This is a genomic window from Nocardia sp. NPDC058114, from assembly GCF_042884695.1.
Taxonomy (GTDB): domain Bacteria; phylum Actinomycetota; class Actinomycetes; order Mycobacteriales; family Mycobacteriaceae; genus Nocardia.
In genome coordinates, this window is record NZ_JBHVTK010000001.1 from 1,183,554 (window position 1) to 1,200,117 (window position 16,564).

The 16,564-nt window shown below is 70.0% G+C and carries 5 protein-coding genes; 4 read left to right on the forward strand and 1 reads right to left on the reverse strand.

Annotation, left to right across the window (positions count from 1 at the left end; genetic code table 11):
* Positions 1-65: 65 nt before the first annotated feature.
* From ACFVVI_RS05405 to ACFVVI_RS05415, 3 genes are all read left to right on the forward strand, one after another.
* A complete protein-coding gene (locus tag ACFVVI_RS05405; RefSeq protein WP_387443394.1) occupies positions 66-13,733 on the forward strand; it encodes an amino acid adenylation domain-containing protein in 13,668 nt (4,555 codons plus the stop codon).
* Complete coding sequence (locus ACFVVI_RS05410; RefSeq protein WP_387443396.1) at positions 13,730-14,719, forward strand: ATP-binding cassette domain-containing protein; 990 nt, start codon at positions 13,730-13,732, stop codon at positions 14,717-14,719. The genes ACFVVI_RS05405 and ACFVVI_RS05410 overlap by 4 nt, the downstream gene beginning before the upstream one ends.
* Before the next feature lie 86 nt (positions 14,720-14,805).
* Complete coding sequence (locus tag ACFVVI_RS05415; RefSeq protein WP_358110415.1) at positions 14,806-15,606, forward strand: ABC transporter permease; 801 nt, start codon at positions 14,806-14,808, stop codon at positions 15,604-15,606.
* A gap of 70 nt (positions 15,607-15,676) precedes the next feature.
* Here the strand turns inward: ACFVVI_RS05415 and ACFVVI_RS05420 are convergent, their stop codons facing one another.
* Positions 15,677-16,012 (reverse strand): RNA polymerase-binding protein RbpA, encoded by a 336-nt coding sequence (locus tag ACFVVI_RS05420; protein ID WP_067453486.1) that lies wholly within the window; start codon positions 16,010-16,012, stop codon positions 15,677-15,679.
* A gap of 206 nt (positions 16,013-16,218) precedes the next feature.
* On the opposite strand from ACFVVI_RS05420, the gene ACFVVI_RS05425 reads away from it, so the two are divergent.
* Positions 16,219-16,545, forward strand: coding sequence for a hypothetical protein (locus ACFVVI_RS05425; protein WP_378627566.1), 327 nt, complete (start codon positions 16,219-16,221; stop codon positions 16,543-16,545).
* Positions 16,546-16,564 lie beyond the last annotated feature (19 nt).

The following is a 16,564-nucleotide window of genomic DNA, read 5'->3' on the forward strand; positions in this document are numbered from 1 at the left end:
CTGGGCCGTCGTGTGCCCGGGCGCTGCTCGGGGAGTTGTGACACAAGGCAGAAACGGAGTGCTTGATGAGTTCTTTGGCCACCGACCACGTCAGCTCGAGCATCACCGACGAGGACCCGGGCCAACCGTTCGCCCTCTCGCCCGGTCAGACAGCACTGTGGTACGCGCAACGGATCCGGCCCGATATTCCGCTCACCATCGCTCACTACGTCGAACTGCACGGTGATCTCGACGTCGGCCGGTTGCTGTACGCGGTCGAGCGCTTCGGCGCGGAATCCCAGGTGGGACACGTCCGCCTACTCGAGATCGACGGCGTGCCCCACCAGCGAGTGGACCCCACGTGGCGGCCCGGCTGGGGCCGGATCGACCTCCGCGGCGAATCCGACCCCCGGGCCGCCGCGCTGGCCTGGATGAACGCCCACGCCAGCACCCCGATCGACATGGAGCACGAGCCCCTCACCATCAATGTGGTGTTGCGGATCGGTGACCGGGATTGGTTCTGGTACGAACGCGGCCACCACATCGTCATCGACGGTTATGGTGCGATGAACGCGCTCTCGCGCACCGCCGAGATCTACTCCGCGGTCGGCGAGCAGCGTGAGCCGTCCGTTTCCCGCGCCGCCGCGCTCGTCGACCTCTACGCCGACGAATCCCGCTATCGCGAGTCCAGCCGGTTCCGTGCCGACCGCGAGTACTGGACGGAACAGCTCGCCGGCGTGGGCGAACCGATGACGCTGTCATCGGTCACCGCCGCGGGCGACACCCACGACGCGGGGCGCCACCGTGCCACCGCGGTACTCGACGCCGACCTCGACACGCTGCTCACCGACGCGATCACCACACACAGTTCGGCCAACTCCGCGCTGATCGTCGCCGCGCTCGCCGCCTACGTCCGTTCGGTCACCGGTGACCCGGATGTCGTACTGAGCCTTCCGGTTTCGGCACGCACCACCGTCGCGCTGCGCCGGTCGGCGGGTGTGGTGTCGAACGTGGTGCCGCTGCGCCTGCGGTTCGACGAGCACACCACCGTCGCCGACGTCGTGCGCCAGACCGAACTCCAGATCACCGGCGCCCTGCGCCACCAGCGCTACCGCTCCGACGACATCCGGCGAGACTGCGGGTACTCCCGCGACGCGCGCGGCTTCTTCGGGCCGATGGTCAACATCATGCTGTTCCACGACGAGCTGAAGTTCGACGACATCGCCGGTCAGCTCCATGTGCTCGCCACCGGACCCGTCGAAGACCTCTCGATCAACATCTACAACGGCGACGGCGGCCGCATCCAGCTCGACTTCGAGGCCAATCCGAAGCTCTACGGCGAGTCCGAGAACGCCGCCCACCACGCGCGCTACCTCGACTTCCTCGCGCGCTTCCTGGCCGCCGAGCCGACCACCCCCACCTACACGCTCACCGCGATCACCACCGCCGAGAACGAGCGGGTGCTGCGCGAGTGGAACGCCACCGAGATGCCGATGCAGGCCGCGACGCTGGTCTCGCTGTTCGAGGACCAGGTGTCGCGCAGCCCGCACGCCATCGGTCTCGAATTCGGCGACCGCACACTCGGATACACCGAACTCGGTGACCGGGTGAACCAGCTGGCACGCGAACTCATCGCCCGCGGCGCGGGCCCGGAGACCACCGTCGGTGTGTGCCTGCATCGCAGTGTCGATCTGGTCGTCGGGATCTACGCGGTACTCGCGACCGGCGCGGCCTACCTGCCGCTGGATCCCGGGCATCCGGTCGATCGCATCGAAGCGGTGCTGACACAGGCACATCCGGTGTGTGTACTCACCGCGGATCGCGACGGGGTCCGGCTGCCAGAGGGCGCCGTCCGGGTCGATCTGGACACGCTCGACGTGAGCGGCAACGACGTCGCGCCGATCACCGACGCCGACCGCACCGCGCCGCTGCGCCCCGATCATCTCGCCTACGTCATCTTCACCTCGGGCTCCACGGGTAAACCCAAGGGCGTGGGTGTCACGCATGCCGCGATCGTGAACCGGTTGCGCTGGATGCAGGCCGAGTACCCGCTCGACCACACCGACGCGGTCCTGCAGAAGACGCCGGCCACCTTCGACGTGTCGGTCTGGGAGTTCTTCTGGCCGCTGCAGGTCGGTGCGCGCCTGGTCGTCGCCGCTCCCGAAGGGCATCGCGACCCGGCCTACCTCGCCCGGATCATCACCGAAAGGTCCATCACCACAGCTCATTTCGTGCCGTCGATGCTGTCGCTGTTCGTCACCGACCCGCGCGTGCGGGGCGGGGCGGGGCTGCGCCGGGTGTTCTGCAGTGGTGAGGCGCTGCCCGGCGCGACGGTCGCCGACTTCCACGCCGCGCTGCACGGCCCCGACGGCGGACCGGAGCTGCACAATCTCTACGGGCCCACCGAGGCCGCGGTCGACGTCACCTACTGGCCGTGCCCGGCCGAGGCCACCACGGTGCCGATCGGCTCGCCGGTGTGGAACACCCAGACCTATGTGCTCGACCCGCATCTGCGCCCGGTGCCGCCCGGTGTCGTCGGCGAGCTGTACCTGGCGGGCGCGCAACTGGCCCGTGGCTACCTGGGCCGTCCCGACCTGAGCGCCGACCGGTTCGTCGCCAACCCCTTCACCTCGGGGCAGCGGATGTATCGCACCGGTGACCTGGCGCGCTGGCAGATCGCCGGCGGCGTCCTGGAATACCTGGGCCGCACCGACTTCCAGGTGAAGATTCGCGGACTGCGCATCGAACTCGGCGAGATCGAATCCGCGTTGCTCGCGCAGGACGATATCGCCCGCGCGGTCTGCGTGGCCCGCACCGGCCGCATCGGTGAGGACGAACTCGTCGCCTACGTGGTCGCCGTGCCCGGCGCGTCGGCGCCCGATCCCACCGTCCTGCTCGCGGCACTGCGCCGCGGCCTGCCGTCCTACATGGTGCCCTCGGCGCTGGTGGTGCTCGACGAACTGCCGTTGAGCGCCAACGGCAAGGTCGATCGCACAGCACTGCCCGCACCGGAGGTGGGTGTGCGGGTCACCACCGGCGCCGCCGCACCGCAGACCGAGCTGGAATGCGCGCTCGCGGAGATCTTCACCGAGGTTCTCGCCCTGGACGGCACCACGATCGGGATCGAGGACAGCTTCTTCGATCTCGGCGGCAATTCCCTGGTCGCGGCCCGCGCGGTCGCCCGGATCAACACCACCCTCGATGCGAACCTCAGCATCCGGGAGATGTTCGAGTCGCCGACCATCGCCGCGCTGGCCGGCTACATCAGCACCCACCGGCCCGAGACCTCGACACCGAAACTGGTTCCGGCACGCAGACCGGAACGGGTGCCGCTGTCGCTGGCCCAGCAGCGGCTGTGGATCCTCAACCGGTTCGCCGAACACGCCGCCGCCTACAACATGCCCTTGGCCCTGCGGCTCACCGGGCATCTCGACCTCGAGGCGTTGCGTGCGGGTCTGCGCGACGTGCTCGACCGCCACGAGAGCCTGCGCACCAGTTTTCCCGAAGGCCCCGAGGGCCCGTACCAGCGCATCCACGCCGCGGCCGGGGTGGAACCCGAGCTGACGCCGATAGAGGTGGCCGCCGCCGAGATTCCCGCGCTGGCCGCGCAGGTGGCGGGGCGCGGTTTCGACCTGCGGACCGAGACACCGCTGCGGGTCGCGCTCTACCGGGTGGGCGCCGAGGATCACCTGCTGCTCGTGGTGCTGCACCACATCAGCGGTGACGGCTGGTCGGTCGCACCGCTGGCCCGGGATCTGATGGTCGCGGTGTCGGCGCGCGCGGGTGGCGCCGCGCCTCAGTGGGCACCGCTGCCGGTGCAGTACGCCGATTTCGCGATGTGGCAGCGGGAACTGCTCGGTGAGGAAACCGACCCCGAGGCACCCATCGCGCGCCAGCTCGGGCACTGGCGCGGTGCGCTGGCCGGGCTGCCCGATCAGCTCGACCTGCCCCTCGACCGGCCACGGCCGCAACAGCGTGGCACCGGCGGGGACACCGTCGAATTCGTCATCGACGCCGAAACCCGGCGCGCGGCAGCCGAACTCGCCACCGGTCGCGGCGTGAGCATGTTCATGGTGCTGCACGCCGCCCTGGCCACCCTGCTGGCCCGGCTGTGCGCGAGCACCGACGTCACCATCGGCACGCCCATCGCGGGCCGCTCCGATCCGGCGCTGGACGAACTGGTCGGCATGTTCGTCAACACCCTGGTGTTGCGCACCGAGGTGGACCTCGGCGCCGGGTTCGAGCGCATGCTCGACCTGGTCCGCGAGACCGACCTGGATGCCTTCGCCAACCCCGACGTGCCGTTCGAACGGCTGGTGGAACTGGTCAATCCCGATCGCTCGACCACCCGGCATCCGCTGTTCCAGGTGATGCTGTCCTACGACCGCACCCCGGAACTGCGGGTCGAATTGCCCGGTGTCACCGCGGAACTGGTGCCGATCGAAATCGGCGTCGCCAAGTTCGACCTGCAGCTCGAGGTTCGCGACACTCACGACGACGGACCGCTGCACGCCGAATTCGGTTTCGCCACCGATGTTTTCGATCGCGCCACGGTGCAGGCCATCGCCCGGCGGTTCACCACGCTGCTGGCCGCCGCTGTCGCCACCCCCACCACGGCGATCGGCGACCTCGACGTGCTCGACCGTCGCGAGATCGCCCGCCTGGTCCCCGTGGCCGGCGCGCCCGCCGAACCGGCGGGCACCCTGGCCCGGCTGCTCGGCGACACCGCACAACACCTGCCCGACTCGGTGGCGGTGCGCTACCTCGGTTTCGACACCACATACCGCGAACTCGACGAACGCTCGAACCGGTTGGCGCGCAGTCTCATCGCGCACGGCGCCGCACCCGAAACGGTGGTCGCCGTGGCGCTGCCGCGCAGCCTCGAGTCGATCATCGCCATCTGGGCGGTCGCCAAGACCGGCGCCGCGTACGTGCCCGTCGACCCCGCCTACCCGGCCGATCGCATCGCGCACATGATCGGTGACTCCGGGGCCACGCTCGGGCTCACCCTGCCCGAGCATCTCGCCGCGCTGCCCACCGCCACCGGCAAGCACCGGTCGGCACCGGAGTGGATGGTCTTCGGAACGGCCGATTTCGAGGCCGACTGCGCGGTCCGCTCGGGCAGCCCCCTGTCCGATGCCGACCGCAGGCATCCGATGCGAGCCGGGCAGCCCGCCTACCTCATCTACACCTCGGGCTCGACCGGCACACCCAAGGCCGTCGTGGTCACCCATGCGGGCATCGCCTCGCTGGCCAGTGAGCAGACCCAGCTGTACAAGGTGACCGACCACGCGCGGACCATGCACTTCTCCTCACCCAGCTTCGACGCCTCGGTGCTGGAACTGCTGCTCGGGTTCGCCGCGGGTGCCACGATCGTGGTGGCCCCCGCCGACCTGTACGGCGGTGCGGAGCTGGCCGGTTTCCTGCGCTCGGAACGCATCACCCACGCGTTCATCACCCCGGCCGCGCTGGCCACGGTGCCCGCGGGTGAGTTCCCGGCACTCAACACGGTGATCGTCGGCGGCGAGGCGTGCTCGGACGAACTCGTCGAAGCCTGGGCCACGAAGTACCGGATGCACAACATGTACGGCCCGTCCGAGGCCACCGTCGCGGTCACCGCGAGCGCGGCGATGGTTCCGGGCGAGCCTGTCCCGCTGGGCACCCCCGTGCGCGGCATGCGGCTGTTCGTGCTCGACGGCCGGATGAACCCGGTGCCGCCGGGAACACCGGGCGAGCTCTACGTCTCGGGGCCCGGCCTGGCCCGCGGGTACCTCGGCAAGCAGGCACTCACCGCGCAGCGGTTCGTCGCCAACCCACACGGCCGCGTCGGCGAAAGGATGTATCGCACCGGCGATCTCGTCGTCGCCGACATGACCGGCCTGCTGCGTTTCCTCGGCCGCGCCGACGATCAGATCAAGATCCGTGGGTTCCGGATCGAACTGCGCGAAATCGACCATGTGCTGCGCGAACACCCGGGCGTTCGGTCCGCGCTGACCGTCGTCCACGTCGACGAGCAGGGGCAGCAGCGGCTCGCGTCCTACGTCACCGCCGACGGCCCGATCGACCCGGCCGCCGTGCTCGATACCGCCCGCAGCAGGTTGCCCGGCTACATGGTGCCCGCCGCATTGGCGGTGCTCGACGCGATGCCGGTCACCCCGGCGGGCAAACTCGACCGAAAGGCCCTGCCCACACCCGAATTCGTGGTCAGTGGTGGGTCGCGTGCGCCACGCACGCACCTCGAGATGCGGGTGGCCGCGGTGTTCACCGAGATTCTCGGCCGCCCGATCCCCGGCGCGGAGGACAGCTTCTTCGACATCGGCGGCAACTCGCTGCTGGCCACCCGGCTCGCCGCCGCGCTACACGCCGAATTCGAGGTGGACCTGCCGGTCCGGCAGATTTTCGAGGCACCGACCGTGGCGGGCATCGCCCGGCTGATCACGGAAGCGCCCCGGACGCAGCGGGTGGCGCTGGCGGTACACACCCCGCGCCCGGGACGCATACCACTGTCGTTGCCGCAGCAACGGCTGTGGTTCCTGAACCGATTGTCCCCCGAATCGAGCGCCTACAACATCGCATTCGTCTTGCGAATCGGCGGAGATCTGGACGTCGAGGCGTTGCGGGGCGCTCTCGGCGACCTGGTGGAGCGCCACGAGGTACTGCGCACGGTCTTCCCCGAAGACCTCTCCGGCGCCCAGCAGGTGATCCTGCCGCGCGAGCAGGCGATGCCGGTGATCGACGCCGTCGACACCGCACCCGATCAGGCGAACGCGGCGCTGACCGCGCTGGCCCGCCAGGGCTTCGACCTCACCCGGCAGACGCCGCTGCGAGTGTCGTTGCTGCGCACCGCATCCGACGAACACCTGCTCGGCGTCGTCGTCCACCACATCGCCGCCGACGGCTGGTCGCTCGGCCCGCTGACGCGTGATCTCGCACTGGCCTACGTGGCTCGCACCGGGGGCGCCGTCCCCGAACGCGCACCGCTGCCGGTGCAGTACGCCGACTTCAGCCTGTGGCAGCGGGCGGTGCTCGGCAGCGAGGACGACCCGGACAGCATCACCGCCACCCAGCTCGCGTTCTGGCGCGAGACGTTGTCCGAACTGCCCGACGAGCTGCCGCTGCCGTTCGACCGGCCACGCCCCGCCGAACCCACTGGGTCCGCGGGCACCGTGACCTGCGCGGTCTCGGCACCGCTGCAGCACGCGCTCGACGAGCTGGCCGGCCACACCGGTGTCAGCCTGTTCATGGTCGTGCGCTCGGCGCTGTCGGTGCTGCTGCGCAGCGTCACCGGCGGCCGCGACATCCCCATCGGTACCCCGGTCGCCGGGCGCACCGACATCCAGCTCGACGATCTCGTCGGCATGTTCGTCAACACCCTGGTCCTGCGCTCCGATGTCGATCCCGGCCGCAGCTTCACCGAGCTGCTGCACGCCGATCGCGATGGCGAGCTCGCCGCCCTCGCCCACGCCGATGTGCCGTTCGAGCGCGTCGTCGACGCGCTGGGCCGCGAGAGCAGGGCGAGCAACCGCCACCCGCTGTTCCAGGTCGCGCTGAGCATGCAGGACAACCGCACACCCGCGCTGGAACTGCCCGGACTGCGGCTGGCCGCGGAAGAGCTCGACATCGCCCTGGCCAAGTTCGACCTGGAACTGCGGGTCGCGCCCGCCGAGGACAGCGGGTTGCGGTTCGACTTCGTCTACGCCACCGAACTGTTCGACGCCGCCACCATTCAGACCCTCGCCGACCGGTTCGTGCAGATCCTCACCCAGGTGACCGCCGACCCACGGCAATTGGTGTGCGATCTGGACCCGCTCACCGTGCTCGAGCACCGTGAGCACGTCCCCGCACAGGGACCCGCCGCGGTCACGCCGGTCATCCTGGCCGACATCCTCGACGGTGCCGCCACGAAGTATCCGCAGCGGCCGGCGCTGCGCTGGTTCGCCGACGGCAGCGTCGCCGGGGACGTGGGCGAGCTCGACTACGCCGAGGTCGCGAGCCGGGCGCACCGGCTGGGCCGGGCGCTGATCGCGCGCGGCATCGGCACCGGCGACCGGGTGGCCGTCGGGCTCACCCGCTCACTGGACTGCGCCCTCGCCATCTTCGGCGTCGCGGCCAGCGGCGCCGCGTTCGTGCCCGTCGACCCGCGCTACCCGGCCGACCGGGTGCGGCACATGCTCACCGACTCCGGTGCCAGCGCGGTACTCACCGCGCGCGCCGACGCGGACTCGTTGCGCGAGGCCGCGGGCCCGATCGATACCCAGTGGTTGCTGATGGACGGCGACGAGCTGAACGCCGAACTGGCCGGCTACGACGGGGTCCGGATCAGCAACACCGAGCGGGTCCGGCCGGTGCGCACCGCCGACCTGGCCTATCAGATCTACACGTCCGGTTCGACCGGCCTGCCCAAGGGCGTCACCGTCACCCACGGCGGTCTCACGAGTCTCGCGCTCGACCTGCGTGAACGGATGGGCCTCGACCGGTTCTCCCGCACGTTCTTCTTCTCCACACCCAGTTTCGACGTCTCGGTGCTCGACATGCTCCTCGCCGTCTACTCGGGCGCCGAGATGGTGATCGGCCCGATCGACATCTACGGCGGTGACGAACTCGGGACCCTGCTGGAACGCGAGCAGATCACCCACACCTTCCTGACGCCCGCGGTGCTGGGCTCGATCGACCCCACCCGCCACCCGCTGCCGATGCTGCGCGGTCTGATGGCCGGTGGCGAGGCGGTGCCGCCGGACCTGGTGGAGAACTGGGCGCCGGGCAGGCGGTTCGTCAACGCCTACGGGCCCACCGAGTTCACTGTCATCGCCGCGATGTCGGAGCTGCGGGTGGGTGTTCCGGTCGCCATCGGCACGCCGGTGCGCGGCTCACGGGCCCTCGTGCTCGACGAGCGGCTGCGACCGGTCGTCGGCAGGGTGCCGGGCGAGCTCTACATCGGCGGCGCCGGCATCGCCCAGGGCTATCACGAGCGCTACGGCCTGACCGCGGGACGCTTCATCGCCGACCCGTTCGGCCCGGCGGGCAGCCGGATGTACCGCACCGGCGACGTGGTGCGCTGGACGGCGAACGGTGAGATCGACTACCTGGGTCGCAGCGACCATCAGGTGAAGGTGCGCGGTTTCCGGATCGAACTCGGCGAGATCAGCGCCGTCCTCGGCAGTCATCCCGAGGTCCGCTTCGCACACACCGAGGTCCGCCGGATCGCGGGCGACGACCGGATCGTCGCCTGGATCCAGCTGAACGAGGGTGTCGACCCGGCCGAGGTGGCCGGGGTGAAGCGGCACGCGATGGTCCGGCTGGCCGGGCACATGGTGCCCGCGTCGCTGAACCTGATCGACCAAGTGCCGCTCACCCCGGTCGGCAAGCTCGATCGCACGGCGTTGCCGGAACCGCAGTTCACCGCCGCCGCGGGCCGGGCACCACAGACCGATGCCGAGCGGACGGTCGCGCGAGTGTTCGAGGAGCTGGTCGGGGCGAGCGAGGTCCGCGCCACCGACAGCTTCTTCGACATCGGCGGCAACTCGCTGCTGGCCACCCAGCTGGTGGCCCGGCTGGCCGCGGCCAGCAATGTGCGCCTGGAAGTGCGCACCGTGTTCGCGGCGCCGACCGTCGCCGAACTCGCCGCGCTCATCGAATCCGGACCGTCCGGCGACGAACACCGGCCGGACCTGGTGCCCCAGCCACGCCCGGAGCGGATTCCGCTGTCGGCGGCGCAGCGCAGGCTGTGGTTCCTCAACCGCTTCAACGCGGGTGCCGGCGGTGACAGTCAGTCCTCGGGCGCCTACAACGTCCCGGTCGTACTGCGCCTGCACGGCACGGTCGACCTCGATGCGCTCATTGCCGCTTTGCACACGGTGCAACGTCGGCACGAGACGCTGCGCACGGTGTTCCCGGAGACCGCCGGCGAGCCAGAGCAGTTGGTGCTCGACCCGGCGATCGCCGCCGTCACGCTGTTCCACGCGACGGCCACCGCGAGCGAGGTCGACACCGCCGTGACCCGTTTCGTCACCCCGGGATTCGACCTGTCGGCCTCGGTGCCCATGCGGGCGGCGCTGATCAGCGTCGACCACACCGGGCAGTCGGCACCGGCCAAGGCCAAGTTCGCGGTCGCGCGCTCGACCGAGCATGTGCTGGTGCTGGTCGTGCACCACATCGCGATGGACGGCTGGTCGCTGGAACCGCTCGCCGCCGAAGTGGCCGCCGCCTACCGTGGCATCCAGATCGGTGAACCGTTCGGCGAACAGATCCCGCCGGTCCAGTACGCCGACTACACCCTGTGGCAGCAGGAACTCCTCGGTACCGAGGACGACCCGGACTCGCTGATCAGCAAGCAGCTCGACCACTGGCGCGGTGTGCTCGACGGCCTGCCGGAGCTGCTCACCGTCCCGGCCGACCGCTCGCGCCCGCCGGTGCCCTCCTACCAGGGCGGCACCGTCGACTGCACGGTCGACGCGGCGACCCACCGGGCGCTGCGCGGCATCGCCACGGCGAACAACGTCAGTATGTTCATGGTGTTGCACGCGGCGCTGGCGGTCCTGCTGCACCGGGTCACCGGCACCGAGGACATCGCCGTCGGCACTGCCAGCGCGGGCCGTGGACATCCAGCACTCGACGCGATGATCGGCATGTTCGTCAACACCCTGGTGCTGCGCACCGAGGTTTCCGACGAGCGCGCGTTCGTCGACCTGCTGCGCACCGTCCGCGACGGGGACCTCGACGCGTTCGCGAACGCCGACCTGCCCTTCGAACGGCTCGTCGAGGTCGTCAACCCGGCGCGCTCCCAGGCACACCACCCGCTGTTCCAGGTGATGCTGTCGGTGCGCAACACCCCGGTGCGGATGCTGGAACTGCCCGGCCTGCGGATCGAAGCTATCGACGCCGACGCCGGTATCGCCAAGTTCGACCTGCAGTTCACCTTCACCGAGACCCAGACCGCCGACCGGGTGGGCGACGGCATCAGCCTGTCGGTGAACTTCGCGGCGGACCTGTTCGACGAGGTCACCGCGCGCAGGCTCGGCGACCGCCTGGTCCGGCTGCTCACCGCCGTGGCCGCCGACCCGAACACCGCGGTCGGCGACCTGGCCCTGCTCGACGCGGTCGAGTGGACCGCGCTGGCACCGGTGCACGGCGCCCGCGCCGAGCAGGCGGTGACGCTGCCCGCGGTCTTCGGTGCCGCCGTGGCTCGTTCCCGCGAGGGCGTCGCGCTGTGCGCCGGGGACACCGTGGTCACCTACGACGCGCTCGACCGGTGGACCAACCGGCTCGCCCGTGTCCTGATCGGACAGGGTGTGGGGCCGGAAACCCTGGTGGCCCTGGGTATTCCGCGTTCGGTGGAGTCGGTGGCGACCATGCTCGCCGTCGCGAAGGCGGGCGCCGCGTTCGTGCCGGTCGACCCGAACTACCCGCCGCAGCGGATCAGTCACATGCTCACCGATTCCGCTGCGGCACTGGGTCTGACGCTGCTCGAGCACCGCGATCGACTGCCCGCCGATACCCGCTGGCTGGTCCTGGACGACCCGCAGACCAGGGCCACCGTGCTGGGGACCGACGACTCGCCGGTTACCGACGCCGAACGGATTCGCCCCCTGCGCCTGCACAATCCGGCGTACGTGATCTACACGTCGGGCTCCACCGGGACCCCGAAGGGCGTCGTGGTCACCCACGGCGGTCTGTCGAACTTCGCCGCCGAGACCGCCGACCGGTTCGATGTGCGTCCCGGCAGCCGGGTGCTGCACTTCGCGACTCCGAGCTTCGACGCCGCCATGCTCGACATCCTGTTCGCGCTCGGTGGCGCGGCGACGCTGGTGATCTCCCCGGCCGGGGTGGTCGGCGGCGAGGACCTGCGGCAGGTGTTCATCCGGGAACGGATCACCCACGCGTTCATCACCACCGCCGCGCTGGGCACCGTCGACCCGGCGGGCGTGAACTCGCTGGCCCATGTGCTCACCGGTGGCGAGGCGCTGCCGCCGGAACTGCTCGCCCGCTGGGCGCCGGGGCGCAACTTCTACAACGTGTACGGCCCCACCGAGACGACCATCGTCACGTTGATGCCGCAGCCGATGAGCCCGCGGGGCCCGATCACCATCGGTGGGCCGATCCGCGGCGTCGCGGCCACCGTGCTCGACCGGCGGCTGCACCCGACCCCGATCGGTGTCACCGGCGAGCTGCAGCTGGCGGGCTCGGCTCTGGCGCGCGGCTACCTCAACCGGCCGGGACTCACGGCCCAGCGGTTCGTGGCCGATCCCTACGGCGCGCCGGGCGAACGGATGTACCGGACCGGCGACCTGGTGCGCTGGCGTGACGGCGCCAAGTCGGCGCTGGACGTGGAGTACGTCGGCCGCACCGACCATCAGGTGAAGGTCCGCGGATTCCGGATCGAACTCGGCGAGATCGACGTCGCGTTCGCCCGGCACGCCGATGTCGAGCTCGCGCTCACCATCGGTCACACCACGCAGGCCGGGGTCACCGCGCTGGTCTCGTATGTGAAGGCACGCAACGGGAGCGCGCCGAGCGTGCCCGAACTGCTCGAGCACGTCGCGGGTCACGTGCCGAACTACATGGTCCCGCAGGCGATCATGCTGCTCGACGAGGTGCCGCTGAGTCCGGTCGGCAAGCTCGATCGAGCCCGGCTGCCCGAGCCGGTGTTCACCGCGTCCGGCGGGTACCGCGCGCCGGCGACCGTCGCCGAGATGGCGCTGTGCGCGGTGTTCACCGAGGTCCTCGGGGTCGAGCGGGTCGGCGTGGACGACGGGTTCTTCGAACTCGGCGGCAACTCCCTGCTGGCCACCAAAGTTGTCGCGGCACTGCGTGAGCAGGGCTACGACATGCCCGTCCAGATGATGTTCGGCGACGCCACCCCCGCGGGAATCGCGGCCAAGCTCGACGACCTCGACCCGGACGCGGTGATCGAGGCGGCCACCAGCCCGGTGCTGGCCATCCGCCCGTCCACCAGCCCGCACGACACCCCGCTGTTCTGCGTGCACCCGGCGATCGGACTGGCCTGGTGCTACGCAGGACTGCTCGCTCATCTCGCCCCGCAGCGCCCGGTGTACGGCCTGCAGGCCCCGCACGTGTCCGGCGACGACAGCTTCATCTCGATCCCCGAAGCCGCCGGACACTATGTCGCCCATATCAAGTCGATCCAGCCGCACGGTCCCTATCACCTACTCGGCTGGTCGCTCGGCGGCCTGATCGCGCAGGAGATCGCCGTGCAGCTGCAGGACGCGGGCGAAGACGTGGCGCTGCTGGCGATGATGGACAGCTACCAGCTCGGTGACCGCTGGCTCGACACCTCGATGCCCAGTGTCGCCGACATCCTCGGCGAGTTCGGCGCCGACCTGGTCGACGGCGAACCGTTGCCCGCCGACCTCGACCTGAACGAAGCGGCGGATCTGCTGCGGGCCCAGGCAGGTCCGTTCGCCGCGCTCTCGGTGGAACATCTGCAACGCCTCTACACCGGGTACGCCGACGGCACCGTCATGGCCAACCGGTTCCGGCCGCGCACCTTCGACGGCGACCTCGTGTTCTTCACCGCCACGGCGGACGAGATCAACGCCGCCGATCCGAGCCGCTGTGCCGACGCCTGGCAGCCGTTCGTCACCGGCAACATCCACAACCACGACCTGCCCTGCAGGCACGCGGCGATGACCACACCGGAATCGCTGGCGGCGATCGGCCCCGTGCTGCATCGCCACCTCGACGCCGTCCCAGACATCACCGTGTGCGGCAGTGGCCAGAAGGAGATGCGACCGTGAGTCTCGCGGTAGAAGTGCGCGGCCTGGCGAAGAGTTACGGCAAGGTGCGCGTACTGAAGGAGATCGACCTGGAGATCCCGGCGGGGACCGTGCTCGGCCTGCTGGGCCCCAACGGTGCGGGCAAGACCACCACGGTGCGGATCGTCACCACGCTGTTGCGACCCGATGCCGGTTCGGTGCGGGTCGCCGGTATCGACGTGCTGGCCGACCCGGCCACCGCGCGCACCAGGATCGGGTTGTCCGGCCAGTACGCGGCCGTCGACGCGAACCTGACCGGCTACGAGAACCTGCGCATGGTGGCGCGCCTGTACGGCATGGGACGCAAGCAGTCCGTCGTGCGCGTGGAGGAACTGCTCACCGCGTTCGGACTCGACCACGCGGCGGGTCGGCGGGCAGGCACCTATTCCGGTGGTATGGCCCGTCGCCTCGACCTGGCCGGTGCGCTGGTGGCGCGGCCGCCGGTGGTGGTGCTCGACGAACCGACCACCGGCCTCGACCCGCGCGGCCGCCTGGACATGTGGCAGGTGATCGGTGATCTCGTCGACGACGGCACCACCGTCCTGCTCACCACCCAGTACCTCGAGGAGGCCGACCTGCTCGCCGACCGGATCACCGTCATCGACAAGGGCACGGTCATCGCCCGCGGTTCGGCCGACGAACTCAAGACCTCCATCGGCGGCGACCGGCTCACGGTCACCCTCGCCGCGGGGCAGAGCCCGTGGCCCGCGGTGCAGGTCCTGCAGCAGGTGGGGGTCGGCGAGCCCGTTCACGAGCCCGGCAGCGACGAGGTGTCGGTGGTGGTGGGCAACGGGTCACGCACGATGGTCGAAGCGCTGCGCCGCCTCGACGACGCCGGTGTCTGCGTGCTCGACGCGAACGTCGTGCGTCCCACTCTCGACGATGTGTTCCTTTCCCTCACCGGCACCCCGGCCGACACCGTCCCCGAACCCGAAACCGACGACGTGCAAGAGGAGGTCCTGTCGTGAGTGCCCCCGACGTCACGGTGGACGAGTACGAGACCCGCGATCTGCCCATCCAGCCGGCCACCCCGCGGCCTGCCGCAGGCGAGGAGATGGAACCGAAGGCCCGGTTCGTGCGCGACAGCGCGATCGTGGCCTACCGCAACCTGCTGACCATTCTGCGGGTACCGACGCTGCTGGTCACCGCCACCATCCAGCCGCTGATGTTCGTGTTCCTGTTCGCCTACATCTTCGGTGCCTCGCTCGGCGGCGACCAGTACCGGGAGTTCCTGCTGGCCGGCATCTTCACCCAGACCGTGGCGTTCAATGCCGCGTTCACCACCGTCGGCCTGGCCGGTGACCTGCAGAAGGGCATCATCGACCGGATGCGGACGCTGCCGATGTCGCGGCTGGCGGTCCTGATGGGGCGCACGCTGTCCGACCTGGTCGTCAACATCGTGAGCCTGGGTGTGATGTCGATCTGCGGGTACATCGTCGGCTGGCGCATCCACGGCAGCTTCGGCGATGCCGTGATCGCGTTCGCGATCATCTTGCTGTTCGCGTTCGCGATGTCGTGGGTCGGCGCCCTGACCGGTCTGGTCTCCCCGACGGTGGAGGTGGCGCAGAGCGCGGGTCTGATCTGGCTGTTCCCGCTGACGTTCATCTCCTCGGCGTTCATCTCCGCCGAAACCCTGCCCGGCCCCCTGCGCGCGATCGCCGAATGGAATCCGATCACCGCGGTGTCGGCGGCGGGTCGCAAGCTCTTCGAGAACGACTCGCCCCCGACCTTCGTCCCCGCCACAGGCTGGGCCGCGGAGAACTGCATCCTCTACGCGATCATCTGCTCGCTGGTCATCCTCGCCATCGCGATGCCCGCGGCACTACTGCAGTACCGCAAGGTCGCCAGCCACTGAGTACGGCCACACAACGCCGAAGGCCGCCTTCCCGCGGGGGAGGCGGCCTTCGGCGTTCACATCTTCTGTGTTATCCGCGGCGACGGGTCTTCAGGAGGTCGAGGCGCTCCTTGAGCAGCTCCTCGAGCTCCTCCTTGCTGCGACGTTCCAGCAGCATGTCCCAGTGGGTGCGCGGCGGCTTGACCTTCTTGGTCTCCACGGAGGTGCCCTCCATGAGCTGACCCTCCTGGCCGTTGCGGCACAGCCAGGTGGGCGGGATCTCCGCGTCGTCGGCGAACGGGACGTCGAATTCCTCACCGTTGTCGGTGCGGTAGCGGGCGATCCGGCGCGGGGCCAGGTCGTGGTCGCGATCGGTCTCGTAGCTCACCGCTCCGAGCCGGCTGCCCCGGAGTACGCGATCTGCCATGTGTGCTCCTGTAATTTCGGCGGCTGGTGCCGCAACTCGTACTACCTCAACGCACGGGAAGTCTGAACTGTTCCATTGTAGTCGCCCGGCCACTTCAGCCGAGCGACCCCCGAATCGGCGTCGACGGTAGGTCGGTATCGGGAGGGTGCCCGCTCAGCGAGACCTGAACCGGCGAAGTGTGTCGCGGGCCGATAGGGTTTCCGATCATGTCGCGCAGTCGCCTGCTGTCCTGCCTGTGGTGCGGGCGGGAGATCGTGGATTCGGAGTCGGGTCGGCGTCGCCGCTATTGCCGCCAGTCGTGTCGCCAACGTGCCTATGAGCACCGGAGCAGCCTCAAGGGGACCGGAATTCCCGAGGACGCGGTGGTGCTGACCGCGCAGGAGGCCGCCGATCTCGCCGATCGGTGGTTCGCCGCGCGGTGTGCGGCCGAGGACGTGGCGACGGCCGTGGGGGAGGGAGCTTCTCCGGCGGAGCTGGCAGAGCTGAGTGCGACGTTGCTTCAGCTGGCCCGGGAAGCGGAACGACTCCGCTGACGATGCGAAAACCCGTGTA

Coding starts and splice junctions, on each gene's coding strand:
- ACFVVI_RS05405 (WP_387443394.1), top strand. CDS start 66: ATGAGTTCTTTGGCCACCGACCACGTCAGCTCGAGCATCACCGACGAG.
- ACFVVI_RS05415 (WP_358110415.1), top strand. CDS start 14,806: ATGGAACCGAAGGCCCGGTTCGTGCGCGACAGCGCGATCGTGGCCTAC.
- ACFVVI_RS05420 (WP_067453486.1), bottom strand. CDS start 16,012: ATGGCAGATCGCGTACTCCGGGGCAGCCGGCTCGGAGCGGTGAGCTAC.
- ACFVVI_RS05425 (WP_378627566.1), top strand. CDS start 16,219: ATGTCGCGCAGTCGCCTGCTGTCCTGCCTGTGGTGCGGGCGGGAGATC.